Below are 15,299 nucleotides of genomic sequence, written 5' to 3'. Positions count from 1 at the left end.
GGAATGCGGTACCTTGCTGGCATCCCTGATCCCACGAGAGCGTCGTTCTTCGGCCTGCCGTACTGGGTCATCGTGCTGGTGGGGGCGATCGCGCTCTTCGGCGCCTTCCAGGCCTACTACTGGATCGGGCACAAGCTCGGCGAGAAGCTCTACGACTCCCGGATCGGCCGGCGGCTGCCGCGCGCGCAGATCGCCCGGGTCGAGAGGGTCGTGGAGAAGTGGGGGGCGCTGGCCGTCTACGGGTGCTTCTGGGTGCCCGTGCTGCGCCACACGCTGCCGTGGGTCGCGGGCGTGCTGCGCATCTCCTACCCCTGGTACGTCGTGGCCAGCGCGCTGGGGTGTCTCACCTGGGTGCCGGTGACGTCGTTCGCGCTGTACGGGGTGATCTGGGGCTGGTTCCAGCTCGCCACCCACTCCCCGATCACGGCGGTGGTCGTGGCGGTGGTGGCGGTGGCGGTGATCGTGTTCCTGGTCGTCAGGCGCAGGCGGCGCAAGGCGGACAAGGCCCTGGCCGCCTGACGGCCCCGGGCTTTCAGACGGCGGCGAGCGACTGGTCGTCGATCTCGGCCGTGGCCGCGTTCCTGCGGACGGACTCGATGCCGTTCACGCAGGCCGCCTTGGTCGTGTAGCCCTCGCTGACGGCGATCGTCTGGCCATTGCCGGCGACCAGCTTGAAGCGGTATTCGTCCCGCTTGTCCTTGGAAATGACGAATTTCCCAGCCATGATGAACCCCCCGGATTGCCCGATGTAACGATCATTTACCCCCATCTAGCTGTTGTTTTCCCGCCATGGAGTCAAGTTCGGCAAACGGAACTTAGATCACCTGTCACCATGGCTGACATGCATATTGGGGGAATCTTCGCTTCTGCCGCGGTGGCCGTACTGGTGGGTCTGACGTCGGCTTCCGCGCACGCGAGCGCGAAGCCCGACGTCGGCGCCAAGCAGGCCTACGTCGTCGACTCGGCCGGAACGATCCACTACGGCAAGCGCCAGACCAAGCGGGTCCCGGTGGCCAGCCTGGTCAAGGTGATGACCGCCTACGTGGTGCTGCGCGAGGCCAAGCTGACCGACACCGTCACGATCACCGCCGCCGACGTACGGCACGCCGCCGTGAACGGCGCCACCACGGCCGCCCTGCGCAAGGGCGAGCGGCTGACGGTCCGCGACCTGCTCTATGGCCTCATGCTGCCCTCCGGCGCCGACGCGTCCAACGCGCTGGCCAGGATCTACGGGCCGGGCAAGAAGGCCTTCATCGCCAAGATGAACGCCACCGCGCGCGGCCTGGGCCTGGCCGACACCCGCTACACCAACGCCGACGGCCTGCCGGCTCCGGCGAACGGCGGCTACTCCACCGCCGCCGACCAGGTCAAGCTCGCCCAGATCGCGCTGAAGAACCCCGTCTTCACCCAGGTCGCCTCCGCCAAGGTGCACAAGGTCGCCAAGTCCGGCGCGCACCGCGCCCACACCTGGCGCAACACCAACAAGCTGCTGGAGCGCACCGACGGCGTGCTCGGCGTCAAGACCGGCTACACCCGCGCGGCCGGGTTCTGCCTGGTCTTCGCCGCGGAGCGCGACGGCAGGCAGGTGGTCGGCGTGCTGCTCGGCGACACGAACGAGCGCCGGTTCACGCAGGCGGAGGAACTGCTCGACTACGCCGGGGAGCAGATCAGCGCGGGTTAGGCGTCCTGCGCATCAGACCATGGCAGGCGATGGCCGCCGCCGCGACCACGTTCAGAGAGTCGACCCCGGCCGCCATCGCCTGCGCGCTCATCGGGATGCAGACCGCCTCGTCGGCCTCGCGCAGCCAGCGCGAGGACAGGCCGTCGCCCTCCGAGCCGAGCAGCAGCGCCACCCGATCGCCCATCTTCACCGCGTCCAGCGGGACCGCCGACTGGTCGGGCGTCAGCGCCAGCGACCGGAACCCCAGCTCACGGAGCCTGGCCAGCCCGTCGAACCAGTTGCCCATCCGCGCGTACGGGATCGAGAACACCGACCCCATCGAGACCTTGACCGAACGACGGTAGAGCGGATCGGCGCACCGGGGTGACAGCACGATCGCGTCCACCCCGAGCGCCGCCGCGCACCGGAAGATCGCGCCGATGTTGGAGTGGTCGACCAGATCCTCCAGCACCACGACGCGCGAGGCGCCGGCGAGCACCTCCTCCACCGGCGGCAGCGGCAGGCGCTCCATGGAGGCCAGCGCGCCCCGGTGCACGGGGAAACCGGCGACACCCGTCATGATCTCGTCGCTCACGACGTAGACCAGCGCGTCGCCGAGCACGTCGGCCAGCGACGGCAGCCACCGCTCGGTGGTCAGCACCGACCGCACCGGATACCCGGCGCCGACCGCCCGCCTGATCACCTTCTCGCCCTCGGCCAGGAACAACCCGCGCTCGGCCTCCAGGCTCTTGCGCAGCCCGACGTCACGCAGACCGGTGTAGTCGGCCAGCCGGGGGTCGGCCGCGTCGCTCACGTACTCAAGCACCTTCAGATGGTACGCACCCCGCGCCGCCTGACCTGCCAGACGATCGAGTAGCCGGTGAGCACGAGACCGAGCCCGATCAGTGTGCCCGCGCCGATCCTGGTGAACAGGCTGGCCAGGCTGCCGTGGTCGGGGTGGTCGAGGAACGGCCAGAGCGCCCCGCCCGCCACGACGCCCGCGGCGCAGGCCCACAGGACGGCCCGCCGTACCGGCTGGGGGGTGTGCAGATGGTCCGGTACGGCGACCGCCGCCATCCTGGACAGCCCGCGCACCGCCCACCACGCGACGATGGCCAGCCCGGCGGCCGAGGACAGGTACTGCAGCACGCGGAAGACGGTGGTCACGCCGAGCACCCGCGCGTCGAAGAAGCTCCAGCCCCACACGTCCACGCTGTAGGAGTGGGTGAAGGAGTCCCAGAACACGTGCGTGGCCGCGCCGAGGAGCGCTCCAAAGACGATGGGCGGCAGGCGGTAGGACGGCTTGAGTGTCGCGGCCCGCCCGCTCAGCGCCGGGGGCAGCAGCGCGATCAGCGGCTCCCTGAACACCCGGTGGAAGACGAACACGAGCACGACCACGGAGAGCAGGTCGAGGGTGAGGATGCCCTGCCAGGAGTGCCAGTCCGCGTAGTCCGGCAGAAACGGCAGGAAGATCGGCAGGTCGGGCACCATCGCCCCGAGGGCCAGCGCCCACGGGTCCAGCCAGGCGCGCAGCCGGGCGCTTGAGATCAGCGGCAGCACGGCGGCCACGTGAGCGGGGGTGAACGGCACCGGGACACCCTACCCGGCGAATCTTGACCTTTCTTTGCGGAAATCCCCTAAGGTGACTTTGAGTAGTGGGTATGTTACGGATCGCTGTCGGCGGCCGGACGTGGGATCTCGGGGGTTAAGGTGCCTGACCAGCTGGTTCATGCGCATCCGGCCGCGTCAGTCGACTGGTTGCGCGACGCGCGCAGGGCCCGCCTGCTCAGCCTGGTCACACTGGCATGGCTGGCGGCGGAGAGCTCGCTCGGACTGGCGGCGGGGTTCTCCGCGCACTCGGTGGCGCTGATCGGCTGGGGGCTGTCGGCCCTGGTCGAGGCGGGCGCCAGCCTGATCGTGCTGTGGCGCTTCACCGGCTCGCGCACGCTGTCGCCCTCGGCCGAGCACACCGCGCGCCGCGCGATCGCGGTGAGCTTCTGGGTGCTCGCCCCCTACCTGGTGGTGCACGTGGCCCACGACCTCGACGCCGGCCACCGGGCCGCGCCCAGCGTCCTCGGCATCGCGGTGACCGCGGTGAGCCTGGTCACGATGCCGGTTCTGGCGGCGCTCAAACGGCGCCTGGCCCGGCGGCTGGGCTCCGGCGCGACCGCGGGCGAGGCGGCGCAGAACCTCATCTGCGCGGTGATGGCCGCGGGGGTTCTGCTCGGGCTCTGGGCCAACACGCTGGGCTGGTGGTGGGTGGATCCGGCCGTCGCTCTGGTGCTGGCGGCGGTCGCCGTACGCGAAGGAGTGCGCGCGTGGCGCGGTCACGCATGCTGCCACTGACGCACACGCTGGGTCATCATCACACCAAAAGACCTGTTTTGTTGCGCCAAGCCCACCGAGTATCGTTCCCGGAGTATTAAAGGAGCATCTACCGCCAGGATCTCCGAAAGGTCTCGACACACCGAAGAGGACATCGTGGGGCGACATCGCACAGACGAACTCGATGACGGGTATCGAGGCCAGGATCCGGGCCCGCGCCGGCGCAGCCGTGGCAGCGGGCGTGGCAAGGTACTGGTCCCGCTGGCAGGTGCGGTGGCGCTCGCGGTGCTCCTGGGCGTGGCCGCGTTCGTCATCTTCAACCGCGACCACGACTGCTCCGGCGGCAAACTGCCGCTGAACGTGGTGGCCGCCCCCGACATCCAGCCCGCGCTGCAGAAGATCGCCGGCGAGTACAACAAGTCGCTGCAGTCGATCGACAGCAAATGCGTCGAGGTGAAGGTCACCAAGGAGAACCCGTTCAAGGCGGCCAACAACATGGCCTCCGGCAAGCTGACCCCCGACGTGTGGATCGCCGACTCCAGCCTGATGGTCTCCGAGGTACGCGCCACCACGGCGGGCGCGGCGATGCCGGAGCCGTCGGGATCCGTGGCCAGGTCCCCGATCGTGCTGGCGGCGGCCAAGTCGATGGCCGGCAAGCTCTCCGGCAGCCTGCAGCCGAGCTGGGCCGGGATGATCTCGGCCGCGAACGTGGCCAACCCCGACGGCCCCGGCCGCAAGGTCCGCGTGCTGGCCCTGGACCCGAAGAAGAACTCCGCCGGGCTGGGCGCGCTGCTGGCCGCCTCGGGCGCCGCCAAGGAGGCCGAGCTCGACGACAAGGCCATGGTCGGCGCGCTCAAGGAGCTGTCGGACCAGGTGGTCCCCAGCGCCGACGCGCTGCTGGCCAGCCTCGCGGTGAAGTCGGGCAGCAAGGTGCCGGTCGGCGTCGCCCCCGAGCAGGCCATCTACGCCCACAACCAGAAGAAGCCGGACTCGCTCATCGTCCCGCTCTATCCGGAAGAGGGCACGCTCAGCCTCGACTACCCGATCGTGATCACCACCAAGAGCCCGGACACCCGCAAGGCCGCCGACGCCTTCAAGACCGAGCTGGCCGGGCAGACGGCCCAGAAGACTCTGCGCGAGCACGGCTTCCGCAGCCCCGATGGCAAGGCCGGCGACGTCCTGACCAAGGACAAGGGCTTCGACCCCAAGACCCCGGAGGCGCTCAAGCCCCCGGACGCCAAGACCATCGCCGCCATGGCGCAGTCGTGGTCCCGGCTCAGTCTCGGCACCCGGATGCTGGCCCTGCTGGACGTCTCCGGCACCATGGCCTACCCGGTGGCCGGCGCCGGCATGACCCGTATGCAGGCCATCACCAAGATCGCCAGTGAGGGCCTCGGCCTGTTCGAGGCCGACTCGGAGATCGGCGTGTGGGCCTTCTCCACACACCTGCAGGGCACGCAGGACTGGCGCGAGCTGATCTCGGTCGGCCCCCTGAGCGAGTCGGTCAACGGCGTGCTGCGCAAGGACGCCTTCTCCACCCAGCTCGGCAGCATCCAGGCCAAGCCGACGGGCAACACCGGCCTGAACGACACCCTGAAGGCCGCCTACGCCCAGATGACCAAGGAATACGCCGACGACAAGATCAACACCGTCCTCATCCTGACGGACGGAGCCGGCAACGACGACCCCGAGGGCGGCATCAGCAACGCCGAGATCCTGAGCTACCTGAAGAAGACCTACAACCCCAAGCGCCCCGTGAGCATCCTGCTGATCGCCTTCGGCCCCGACGCCCCCAAGGGCAGGGCCGAGATGGACACGCTCGCCAAGGCCACCGGCGGCGAGGCGTACATCGCCAAGAACATCCTCCAGGTGCGCGACTTCTTCGCCCAGGGGATGGCCCGGCGCCTGTGCGCGCCGCGCTGCGACGGCTGACCTCGCCCGTCACACCTTTCCCACCTCATGCCGGATCGGCATGAGGTGGCAACCCCTCCCTGAAAGGCCGCGTCCTCCACCCGGGACTTGCACCTGCGGGGAGGGTTTGTGGCTGGATGGCCTAATGTCGATCGCGCCGACGACCATGAGCTGGCGCAGGGGTTGCGTCGCGGCGACACCGACGCTCCCGCGAAGCTCTACGACGCCTACGCCGAACGGCTGCACGACTACGCCTGTTCCCTGACCGGCGACCGCGACAGCGCGGCGGACTCGGTGCACGACGCGCTGGTCACCGCCCAGGGCGGCGCGGGACGGCTGCAGGAGGCCGCCAAGCTGCGCGCCTGGCTCTACGCGCTGACCCGCTTCCAGGCGGCGGCCAGGATGGCGCGCAAGGACGGCGCGCCCGCGGGCCCGCCGCCGCCGGTGCTCGAAGAGCCGGAGGACCCCGAACTGGCGGCGCTGGTGTATGAGGTGCTGGGCGAGCTCAGCAAGAACGAGCGGGAGGTCCTGGAGCTGTCGTTGCGGCACGGGCTGACGCCCGCGGAGGTCGGCTCGGTGCTGGGGCTGACCTCGCGGCAGTCGGCGACGCGGCTGGGGCGGGCACGCGACCATCTGGAGAACGCGGCGGCCGCCGTACTGCTGGCCAGGACGGGCCGGGCGCACTGCCCCGACCTGTCGGCGATGGTGGACTCGTGGGAGGGTCCGCTCACGCTCATGCTGCGCCGCAGGCTGTCGGGACACATCGGCGGCTGCGAGGTCTGCACCGAGGGCCGCCATCGGCAGGTGGCCGCGGCGAAGTTGCTGGACATGGTGCCGGTCGCCTACCCGCCGATCTCGCTGCGCCGCCGGGTCGTCGACACCTGCGTCAACCCAGAACTCGACCACGCGCGCACGCTGATCATGGAGCGGGGCGACAACTTCGACCGCACCGGGTTCCCGGTCGAGCAGCGCGGCGGGCGCGGTTCGCGGCGGCGGCGCCCGCGCAGGCTCGCCCCGGTGGTGCTGGCCGGGGTCGCGGTGCTGGCGGGCACGGGCGCGATGGCGCTGATGAACGGCGAGAGCGGCGGCCCCGCGGCGGCCATGCCGACGTCCTCCCCCTCGGAGTCGCGGGCGCCGATGTCGGTGCCGACCGACGAGCCGGTGGACGAGGAGCTGACCGAGGAGCCGGCCCCGGACCCGACCACGCCGGACCCGGAGCCCACGCGCTCAGGACCGGCGCCCCGGGTGACGCCCACCGACCGGCCGGGGCCGCCGGCCACCAAGCCCGCGAGCAACCCGACCAGGACCCGCAGGCCCGCACCCGGCGCCCGGCTGTCGGTGGGCTGCCCCAGTTCGATCAGCGGCGCCGCGAAGGTCGGGCTGACGGCGCGGAACGCGAGCGTGTCCTGGACGTCCGGGCCGTCGGAGGGGCTGGGCGTCTTCCCCGCGAGCGGGACGATCAAGGCGGGCGCGTCGGCGTCCATCTGGGTGACGGTGGACGACCCCGAGGCCGCCGGCTCGGGCACGGTCACCTTCAGCTCGAACGGCGGCGCCGCCACCTGCGCCCTGTCCTGGCGAGGACGGCAGGCGCCCACCCAGGAGCCCACCCCGTCCGAGGAGCCGACCCCGACCGGCGAACCCACCGAAACACCCGGAGAGGCCCCAGAGTGACACTTGGGTGATATTCAGGGATATATCCGGCCCTAGGTCGAACTTCCCCTCCGTGATAGGGCATCCTGGGAGGCTTGGGGGCGCGTATCGGGACCAAGGCTCACATTTCTCGCACTCTCTGTCGCATGCGAGAAACCTGGTGACCAGGGTAAACCGGCACGCGCCGCCAGGCGTCGCCATTGACGCGCCCACAGCACGATTGGTCCCATGAATGGGCGATCAATCGTGCCATCACCGTTTTTAGAGCCAGGAGAGACGAGCCAAGATGCCCGATCACGCCTCTGGGACGCGGCTGACAAGCCATCCCGTTGCGGCTACCGTCGGTCTGTTGCGTGATCGTGATCTATTCGCCGCTCTATCAGGAGGAGCCGGGGCAACTGTCGGGGGAAGACCGTGCTGACCGAAGTGGGGGCCAGGTGAACATCACCGTCGTTCGCCCGGGAGACCTCGGCGAGACCGAAAGGTCGCGCTGGCGGGAGTTGCAGAAGGCCGACCCGAGCCTGGACAACCCCTTCCTCTCGGTGGAGTTCGCCCTGGCGATGGACCGTCTGCGTGACTACGTCAGGACGGCGGTCGTGGAGGACTCCGGCGAGATCATCGGATTCTTCCCCTACGAACGCCACCACTTCGGCATCGGCAAGCCTCTCGGCGGCTTCCTCACCACCTGCCACGGCCTCATCGGCGTGCGGGAGGTCAAGGTCGAGGCCAGGGCGCTGCTGCGCGCGTGCGGGCTCAACGTCTTCGCCTTCGACCACATGGTCGCCGGCCAGCCGACGTTCGCCCCGTACGAGAGCGACGTGCGCCCGGCCGCGGTCATGGACTTCACCGCGGGCTACGACGCCTGGCTCGCCCAAGTGAGGGAGAACTCCGCCAAGAACCTGAAGACCTGGCGCTACAAGGAACGCAAGCTCGCCAGGGAACACGGCGAGCTCCGCCTGTCCTGGGCGTCCACCGACCACGGCGAGTTGCGCCAGCTGCTCGCCTGGAAATCCGACCAGTACCGCAGGACGGGCCGGGTCGACCGGTTCGCGCAGCCGTGGATCGTCGAGCTGACCGAGCAGATGCACGCCGAGCGCTCCCCCGGCTTCGCCGGAGTGCTCACCATGCTCTACGCCGGCGACGTCCCCGTGGCCGGGCACTTCGGCCTGCGCACCGCCACGACCCTGGTGGGCTGGTTCCCCGCCTACGACTCCGAATTCGGGAAGTACTCGCCCGGCATCGTCCACCACCTCCGCATGGCGGAGGCGGCCGCCGGCGCGGGACTGCACACGGTCGACATGGGCAAGGGTGGCAAGGATTACAAACACTGGCTGAAGAGCGGCACGCTCCACGTCTCGGAGGGCCGCATCTCGCGGCCGTCCGCGGCGGCCGCCGCGCACTGGATCGGCAGAGTTCCCTTCAACAAGGCGCGAACAATTGTCACCGATTCGCCGTCTCTCTATAGAGCGGCGGATCGTGTGTTGAAGGGCTTTGGGCGTATCCGTGGTACTCGAGGCCAAGAGTCAGACGTCAAAGAACCATCGGGAGCGCTCTAAGCGCTCCCATCCCCTCGGCAGCACAACACCAGCACCCTCACTCCCACTGGACCGGCAATGCATCGTTTACCGCTTTCGGCACCCCCACAGCACCCGGGTATGGCCGAGCGTGGCCTGCGGCGGGTGGTCCCGGAAGGATTGTTCCCGAAATGAGTCCCGAGAACATCAGGCACAACGGCAAGGCGCAGGTGACCTCACTGCGGTCCATGCCGCCGCTTGAGCGTTTCACCCCTGTGACACCCCACCTGGCGATATCGCCCAGAGTCAGCGTGGTGGTGCCGGCGATGAACGAGGCGGAGAACCTGCCGCATCTGTTCGCCACCTTGCCCCAATGGATCGACGAGGTCGTGCTCGTCGACGGCAACTCCGTTGACGAGACCGTCGCCGTTGCCAGACGCCTGCGCCCCAACCTGAGGATCATCACGCAGACCGGCAAGGGCAAGGGCAACGCCCTGGCCGCCGGTTTCGCCGCCTGCACGGGCGACATCATCGTGATGATCGACGCCGACGGCTCCATGGACGGGAGGGAGATCATCACGTTCGTGGGCGCGCTGGTGACCGGAGCCGACTTCGTCAAGGGCTCGCGCTACGCCACCGGCGGCGGCAGCGACGACCTGACCTTCGGCCGCAGCGTCGGCAACAAGGCCCTCACCGCGCTGGTCAACCTCATGTACGGCACCCGCTATACCGACCTGTGCTATGGCTACAACGCCTTCTGGGCCCACCACCTCGACGTGCTCGACCTGGACTGCGACGGGTTCGAGGTGGAGACCCTGATGAACGTGCGCGCCGCCAAGGCCGGGCTGACGATCCACGAGGTGCCCAGCCACGAACGGCACCGCATCCACGGGCAGAGCAACCTGCGCACCTTCCGCGACGGGTTCCGGGTGCTCAGCACCATCCTGCGGGAATGGCGGCGGCCACCCGGCCTCCAACTGCCCGAACCCACCGCCACACCCGCCGCCGACCGGGGCGTCGCTTAGCCACGAAGGCCCACCCGTGCTTACATCCGTCGTCATCTGCGTCTACACCGAGGAGCGCTGGGAGGACATCAGGCAGGCAGTGGAGTCGATCGAGAACCAGCGCCGCAAGGCACACGAGCTGATCCTCGTCGTCGACCACAACCCCGGCCTGCACCTCAAGCTCACCCGGGCCTACCCGAAGGCCGTCGTCGTGGAGAACTCCCACGAGCAGGGCCTGTCGGGCGGCAAGAACACCGGTGCCGATGTCGCCGGCGGTGACATCGTCGCCTACCTCGACGACGACGCGGTGGCCGATCCCGGCTGGCTGGAGGCTTTGGAGGAGGGCTTCCAGGAACCGGGGGTGGTCGGCGTCGGCGGGCGTACGGATCCGCTGTGGGCGTCGGAGCGACGTCCGCGGTGGTTCCCGCACGAGTTCGACTGGACCGTCGGCTGCAGCTACCGGGGCATGCCGGCGGTCCGGGCTCCGGTCCGCAACGTCATGGGCGGCAACGCCGCCTTCCTACGCGAGGCCGTCACCGGAGTCGGCGGCTTCCACAGCGGCATCGGCCGAAGCGTCCAGGGGCGCAAGAGCAGGCCGCTGGGCTGCGAGGAGACCGAGTTCTGCATCCGGCTGACCCAGCGCAGGCCCGGGTCGGTCATGTTGTTCGAGCCGCGGGCGCTGATCGGCCACAAGGTGCCCAGGCAGCGCGAGACGTTCTCCTACTTCCGCTCCCGCTGCTACGCGGAAGGGCTGTCCAAGGCGCTGGTCACCCGCGAGGTGGGCACGCAGGACGGCCTGTCCAGCGAGCGCGCCCACGCGCTCAAGGCACTGCCCAAGGGCGCCCTGCGCGGCCTGGGCGAGGCGCTGCGCGGCGACCCGGGCGGGCTCGGCCGGGCCGGGGCGATCGTCATCGGGCTGGCCTGGACCGCGTGGGGCTACGCCGTCGGCTCCTGGAGGCTGCGATGATCCGGGTGCCGATCCTGATGTACCACTCGGTCACCGACCGGCCCAACGAGGCGACCAGGCCGCTGGCCGTACGACCCGGTGACTTCGCCGAGCAGGTGGCGTACCTGGCCGACGGCGGGTACACCCCGATGACCTTCGCCGACCTCGTCGCGGCGCTCAACCACAACCAGGTGCCCCAGAAGGCGGTCGTGATCACCTTCGACGACGGGTACGCCGACTTCCACTCCCACGCGCTGCCCGTCCTGGAGCGGCGCCGGATGCCCGCCACGATCTTCGTCACCAGCGGCTGGCTGGCCGACGCCGGCAAGGACGCGGCGGGCCGCCCGCTGGACGACATGCTCACCTGGGGCCAGGCCCGCGAGGCCGCCGCCAGCGGCATCGAGATCGGCGGCCACAGCCACAGCCATCCGCAGCTCGACCAGCTGGCCGACGCCGAGCTCCGCCAGGAGCTGCGCAGGAACAAGGGCCTGCTGGAGGACAAGGTGGGCACGCCCGTCGTGACCATGGCATACCCCTACGGCTACTCCAGCGCGCGGGTGCGCCGCGAGGTGCGCAAGGCCGGATACTTCGCCGCCTGCGCGGTCAGCAACGCCATCGCCGCCGACCGGCACGACGTGCTGGCCGTACCGCGGCTGACCGTGGCCAGGCGCACCAGCATGGACCGCTTCCGCCGCGCCGTCGAGGGCCGCGGCGTGCCGCTCATCTACCTGAGGGAACGTACGCTGACCAAGGGCTACGCGATCGTCCGCCGCGCGCGTTACGCGATGCGGCAGGTGTCCCCCGGTGGCTGAGCGCGGCCTGAAGAGGTTCCTGCCCGCCGACCTCAACGACCCGCTGCTGCGCAGCGCCTACTCCCTCATGCTCAACGCCGGCGCGGGCGCCGTCATCGGGCTGGCCTACTGGACCGTGACCGCGCGCGTCTTCGACGAGAAGGACGTCGGTGTCGGCATGGCCATCCTGGCCGCGATGAGGTTCCTGGCCGCGATCACCTCCTTCGGCTTCGTCGGTACGGTCGCCCGCTTCGTCCCCGAGGCCGGCCGGAACACCGCCCGCTTCGTCGGCACCGTCTACGGCGCCGCCACCGGCCTGGCCGTCGCCGGCTGCGCGGTCTTCCTGCTCACGCTGACCAGCTGGGGCGAGACCTACAGCCTGCTGTCCGGCTGGACCGCCGGGCTGGTCTTCACGGTCATGGTGATCGTCTGGAGCATCTGCACGCTGCAGGACGTGGTGCTGACCGGCCTGCGCAAGGCCCCCTGGGTGCCGGTGGCCAACCTGGTCTTCTGGGTGGTCCGCTTCGGCGTTCTGGCCGTGTGCGCCGTACTGCTGGGCAACTCGGCCGGCGTCTCGGTCTCCTGGGCGGTCTTCCTGGCCTGGATCGCTCCCGGCCTCATCGTCTCCCTGTGCCTCAACACGGCCGTCTTCCGCAAGCTGATCCCCCAGCACGCCCGGCTCACCGCGGACAAGAGGCTGCCGCCCCCGCGCCAGATCGGCCGCTTCCTGGCCGGCGACTACGCCGGCTCGATCTTCACGCTGCTGTTCAACTACGGCGTGCCCGTGCTGGTCGCGGCCCAGGTCTCCAAGGAGATGAACGCCTACTACGGGCTGACCATCACCCTCGGCGCCATGCTGGAGATGCTCAGCTACACGATGGCCTCCTCGCTGACCGTGGAGGGCGCCTTCGACAAGGCGGCGCTGGCCGACAACTGCCGCAGGGCGCTGCGGCGCACGTTCCTCATTCTGACGCCGCTGGTCGTCGTGGCGACGCTGCTGGCGCCGGTGGCGCTGCTGCTGTTCGGCGAGGGGTACGCGCAGCACGCCACCGACCTCATGCGGCTGATCGCGCTGGCGGCGCTGCCCCGCGCCGTGGTCGAGCTCTACCTGGGCGCGCTGCGGGCGCTGCGGCGGGCGGGGATGATCGTGTTCGTGCAGTTCGGGATGGCCGTGATGGCGATCGGCGGGGCGCAGCTGCTCCTGCCCGTCCACGGGATCACCGGGGTGGGCCTCGCGATTCTGGCCAGCCAGACGATCACCGCGCTGGCGGTGCTGCCGGGGCTGTGGCGGATCGCCTCAGGGCGCGCCCAGGCCGCGCGCCTCCATCCGCCGGACGACCCAGGTGGGGCTCAGGCGTAGCAGGGCGATGGCGGCGACGCCGTACGACCTGATCTCGCGCGGGTCGGTGGTGAAGGCCCGCATCGACCAGCGCAGCGCTTCCGAGCGGCGGCCCACCGCGACGCGGGTGAAGGCGACCTGCCCGGCCAGGCGGGAGTAGCCCTTGCGGGAGGTCTTGATCTCCGGGTAGCGCTCCAGCAGCCACTGCAGGGCTTCGGCGATGACGTCCCAGCGTCCGGCGAAGTGCGACTGGGCGTGCATGCGGACGTGGAGGTGCTCCTCCGGCACGTGCACGATGGGAGCGCACCTGGCGGCGCGCAGGAGCATCTCGTAGTCCTCGCCGTAGCCGCTGGGGATCGTCTCGGAGAACAGGCCGACGGCCTCGCCGGTCAGGGCGGAGCGGCGGGCGAGGAACCCGGAGGGGTGCATGGCGGGCTGGCGCCCGTCGAGCAGGTCGGCGAAGGGGACCCGCTCCTTCTCCAGGTGGATGTGGCGGGTCCAGTCGTCGTGGACGATGAGCGAGCCGCAGGTGGCGAAGACGGCGTCGGGATGCTTCTGGACCGCGCGCACCTGCGCGGTGATCTTCGTGGGCAGCCAGGTGTCGTCGTCGTCGCAGAAGGCGACCCACTCGACGCTCCCGGCGTGGGCGAGGATGCCGCTGTTGCGGGCGGCGGGCAGGCCGCGCGAGCGCTCGTTCCTGACCAGCCGGACCGGGCGGGCGGGGTCGTCGGAGGCGAGCTCGGGATCGGGATCGCCGCCGTCGAACACGACGACGGTGGTGACCTGGCCCGGATAGTCCTGGGAGGTGATGCCCTTGAGTGTGTCTCTGATCATCTCCGGCCGGTCACCGCGCGTACACACCACGACGCCCACTTCGGGCCACGTGCCAGACTCCATGGATAGACCGCCTTGAGAGACAAGACCTGCGATCGCTGAAGTTACAGCGTATCGTTCCATGAGTGCCGAAGAACCAGGGAAAACGGGACGATGTCCTGATCGCGCCGCTGGTTCAGCGGACCGGTCTGCACGGCGTATACCTGCCCTCCGCCAGGCTCGGGCTCTACCTCGCGTTTCGTGCTCTCGTGGAGCGCGGGCAGCGGGTGCTGATGTCCCCGGTCAACTGCGAGACCGTGCTCTTCGCGGCGGTCGCCGCCGGGCTGCGCCCGGTCATGGCGCCCGTCTCGCCGGACGACGCGACCATCGACGCCGAGCGCGTCGACTGGACCGGGATCGGCGCGGTCGTCGCCACGCACATGTACGGCCTGCCAGGCCAGATCGACCGCCTGGCCGCCGAGTGCGCGGCCAGGGGCGTGGTCCTGGTCGAGGACTGCGCCCACGCCTTCCAGACCCGGCTCGGCGAACGGCACGTGGGCACGTTCGGCGCGGCGGCGGCCTTCAGCCTGTCCAAGCACGCGCGGGCGGGCTCCGGCGGCGTTCTGCTGCTGCGCGAGGCCGAGGCCGCCCGGCGGGCCGCGGACCTGCGCGACCGGCTGCTGCTCGCTCCCTCCACCGCGGGTGAGCTGCGGACCATCGCCGCCCCTCTCCTGCGCGACGCCGTCTACGCGTTGCGCCTGAGCACCCCGGCCTGGCGGCTGGCCCGCGCGCTCGGCATCGAGGCCACCTACGTCAGCGACGACTCGCGCGCCCGCGACCTGGCCGCCGTGGGCGCCGAGGACCTGCCCGCCTTCGACCGGTGGATGTCCGTCGGCTCCGGCGGCTACCGCAACGCCCACGGAGCCGTGCAGCGCCGGTTCGCCGCCGCCCGCCAGCGCACCGCCGAGCGCGAGCGGGCCGGGCGCGTGGCGGGCGTGCGGATGCTGGCAGGGCTGCCCGTGACCGCCCCGCCGGTGCGGGAACTGGCCGACCAGCCGCTCTTCCGCGTACCGCTGCTGGTGGAGGAGCGTGACGAGGCGATACGCGCGCTGGAACGGCGCGGCGTGATCACCACCGCGCTGTACACGCCGCCGCTGGACGAGGACTTCGGCGCGCCACTGACCGAGCCCGGCCCCACCCCCGAGGTGGCCTCCTGGTGGACCCGCCACGTGCTGCCCGTCGACCCGCTCCAGGCGGCCCGCGCGCTGCCCGTGCTGCGCACCCTCGCCGCGCCGGTACGGCCGGCCGTCAGTACAGCCGATTGAAGGCGGCCCTCCCTACACTGG

General features: G+C 70.5%; 15 protein-coding genes. 11 read left to right on the top strand and 4 right to left on the bottom strand.

All coding sequences use genetic code 11. The annotated features are described in order from the left end of the window. Positions 1–3 precede the first annotated feature (3 nt). Complete coding sequence (locus tag ACIBKY_RS31695) at positions 4–519, top strand: DedA family protein (protein WP_397102314.1); 516 nt, start codon at positions 4–6, stop codon at positions 517–519. Positions 520–532: 13 nt separating this feature from the next. On the opposite strand, the gene ACIBKY_RS31690 is transcribed toward ACIBKY_RS31695, so the two are convergent. Beyond that, positions 533–724, bottom strand: coding sequence for a YegP family protein (locus tag ACIBKY_RS31690; RefSeq protein ID WP_379610346.1), 192 nt, complete (start codon positions 722–724; stop codon positions 533–535). Between the two features lie 117 nt (positions 725–841). On the opposite strand from ACIBKY_RS31690, the gene ACIBKY_RS31685 reads away from it, so the two are divergent. Then, positions 842–1,681, top strand: a complete 840-nt coding sequence (locus ACIBKY_RS31685) for a D-alanyl-D-alanine carboxypeptidase family protein (protein ID WP_397102313.1) — start codon at positions 842–844, stop codon at positions 1,679–1,681. On the opposite strand, the gene ACIBKY_RS31680 is transcribed toward ACIBKY_RS31685, so the two are convergent. Both ACIBKY_RS31680 and ACIBKY_RS31675 read right to left on the bottom strand, forming a co-directional pair. After that, positions 1,668–2,492: a TrmH family RNA methyltransferase gene (locus ACIBKY_RS31680; RefSeq protein WP_397102948.1), complete on the bottom strand. Its 825-nt coding sequence runs from the start codon at positions 2,490–2,492 to the stop codon at positions 1,668–1,670. The genes ACIBKY_RS31685 and ACIBKY_RS31680 overlap by 14 nt on opposite strands. Next, entirely contained in the window at positions 2,489–3,250 is a 762-nt protein-coding gene (locus ACIBKY_RS31675; RefSeq protein ID WP_397102311.1) for a DUF4184 family protein, read from the bottom strand. The genes ACIBKY_RS31680 and ACIBKY_RS31675 overlap by 4 nt, the downstream gene beginning before the upstream one ends. Positions 3,251–3,370: 120 nt before the next feature. Here ACIBKY_RS31675 and ACIBKY_RS31670 point away from each other — a divergent pair, with 120 nt between their 5' ends. The 8 genes from ACIBKY_RS31670 (at position 3,371) to ACIBKY_RS31635 (ending at position 13,161) form a co-directional block, all read left to right on the top strand. Continuing rightward, positions 3,371–4,006, top strand: a complete 636-nt coding sequence (locus tag ACIBKY_RS31670; protein WP_397102309.1) for a cation transporter — start codon at positions 3,371–3,373, stop codon at positions 4,004–4,006. Positions 4,007–4,141: 135 nt separating this feature from the next. Continuing rightward, positions 4,142–5,917 carry a substrate-binding and VWA domain-containing protein gene (locus tag ACIBKY_RS31665; protein WP_397102308.1) on the top strand — a complete coding sequence of 592 codons (1,776 nt, stop codon included), beginning with the start codon at positions 4,142–4,144 and terminating at the stop codon, positions 5,915–5,917. Positions 5,918–6,025: 108 nt separating this feature from the next. Then, positions 6,026–7,567: an RNA polymerase sigma factor gene (locus ACIBKY_RS31660; protein WP_397102306.1), complete on the top strand. Its 1,542-nt coding sequence runs from the start codon at positions 6,026–6,028 to the stop codon at positions 7,565–7,567. Between the two features lie 416 nt (positions 7,568–7,983). Beyond that, the gene (locus tag ACIBKY_RS31655; protein WP_397102304.1) at positions 7,984–9,102 is read left to right on the top strand and encodes a GNAT family N-acetyltransferase; all 1,119 of its coding nucleotides are present in this window, start codon (positions 7,984–7,986) and stop codon (positions 9,100–9,102) included. A gap of 149 nt (positions 9,103–9,251) precedes the next feature. Further along, the gene (locus ACIBKY_RS31650; protein WP_397102303.1) at positions 9,252–10,085 is read left to right on the top strand and encodes a glycosyltransferase family 2 protein; all 834 of its coding nucleotides are present in this window, start codon (positions 9,252–9,254) and stop codon (positions 10,083–10,085) included. A gap of 16 nt (positions 10,086–10,101) precedes the next feature. Next, entirely contained in the window at positions 10,102–11,031 is a 930-nt protein-coding gene (locus ACIBKY_RS31645; protein WP_397102301.1) for a glycosyltransferase family 2 protein, read from the top strand. Beyond that, positions 11,028–11,822 (top strand): polysaccharide deacetylase family protein, encoded by a 795-nt coding sequence (locus tag ACIBKY_RS31640; protein ID WP_397102299.1) that lies wholly within the window; start codon positions 11,028–11,030, stop codon positions 11,820–11,822. Before ACIBKY_RS31645 ends, ACIBKY_RS31640 begins: the two co-directional genes overlap by 4 nt. After that, positions 11,815–13,161, top strand: coding sequence for a lipopolysaccharide biosynthesis protein (locus ACIBKY_RS31635; RefSeq protein WP_397102298.1), 1,347 nt, complete (start codon positions 11,815–11,817; stop codon positions 13,159–13,161). Before ACIBKY_RS31640 ends, ACIBKY_RS31635 begins: the two co-directional genes overlap by 8 nt. On the opposite strand, the gene ACIBKY_RS31630 is transcribed toward ACIBKY_RS31635, so the two are convergent. Then, positions 13,099–14,037, bottom strand: coding sequence for a glycosyltransferase family 2 protein (locus tag ACIBKY_RS31630; RefSeq protein ID WP_397102296.1), 939 nt, complete (start codon positions 14,035–14,037; stop codon positions 13,099–13,101). The genes ACIBKY_RS31635 and ACIBKY_RS31630 overlap by 63 nt on opposite strands. Positions 14,038–14,099: 62 nt before the next feature. On the opposite strand from ACIBKY_RS31630, the gene ACIBKY_RS31625 reads away from it, so the two are divergent. Further along, on the top strand, positions 14,100–15,278 hold the full coding sequence (locus ACIBKY_RS31625) for a DegT/DnrJ/EryC1/StrS family aminotransferase (RefSeq protein ID WP_397102294.1): 1,179 nt from the start codon (positions 14,100–14,102) through the stop codon (positions 15,276–15,278). The last annotated feature ends 21 nt before the right edge of the window (positions 15,279–15,299 follow it).

The sequence above is a fragment of the Nonomuraea sp. NPDC050394 genome (genome assembly GCF_044459065.1).
Taxonomy (GTDB): Bacteria; Actinomycetota; Actinomycetes; order Streptosporangiales; family Streptosporangiaceae; genus Nonomuraea.
This window is presented reverse-complemented; position numbering and strand designations above follow the sequence as displayed.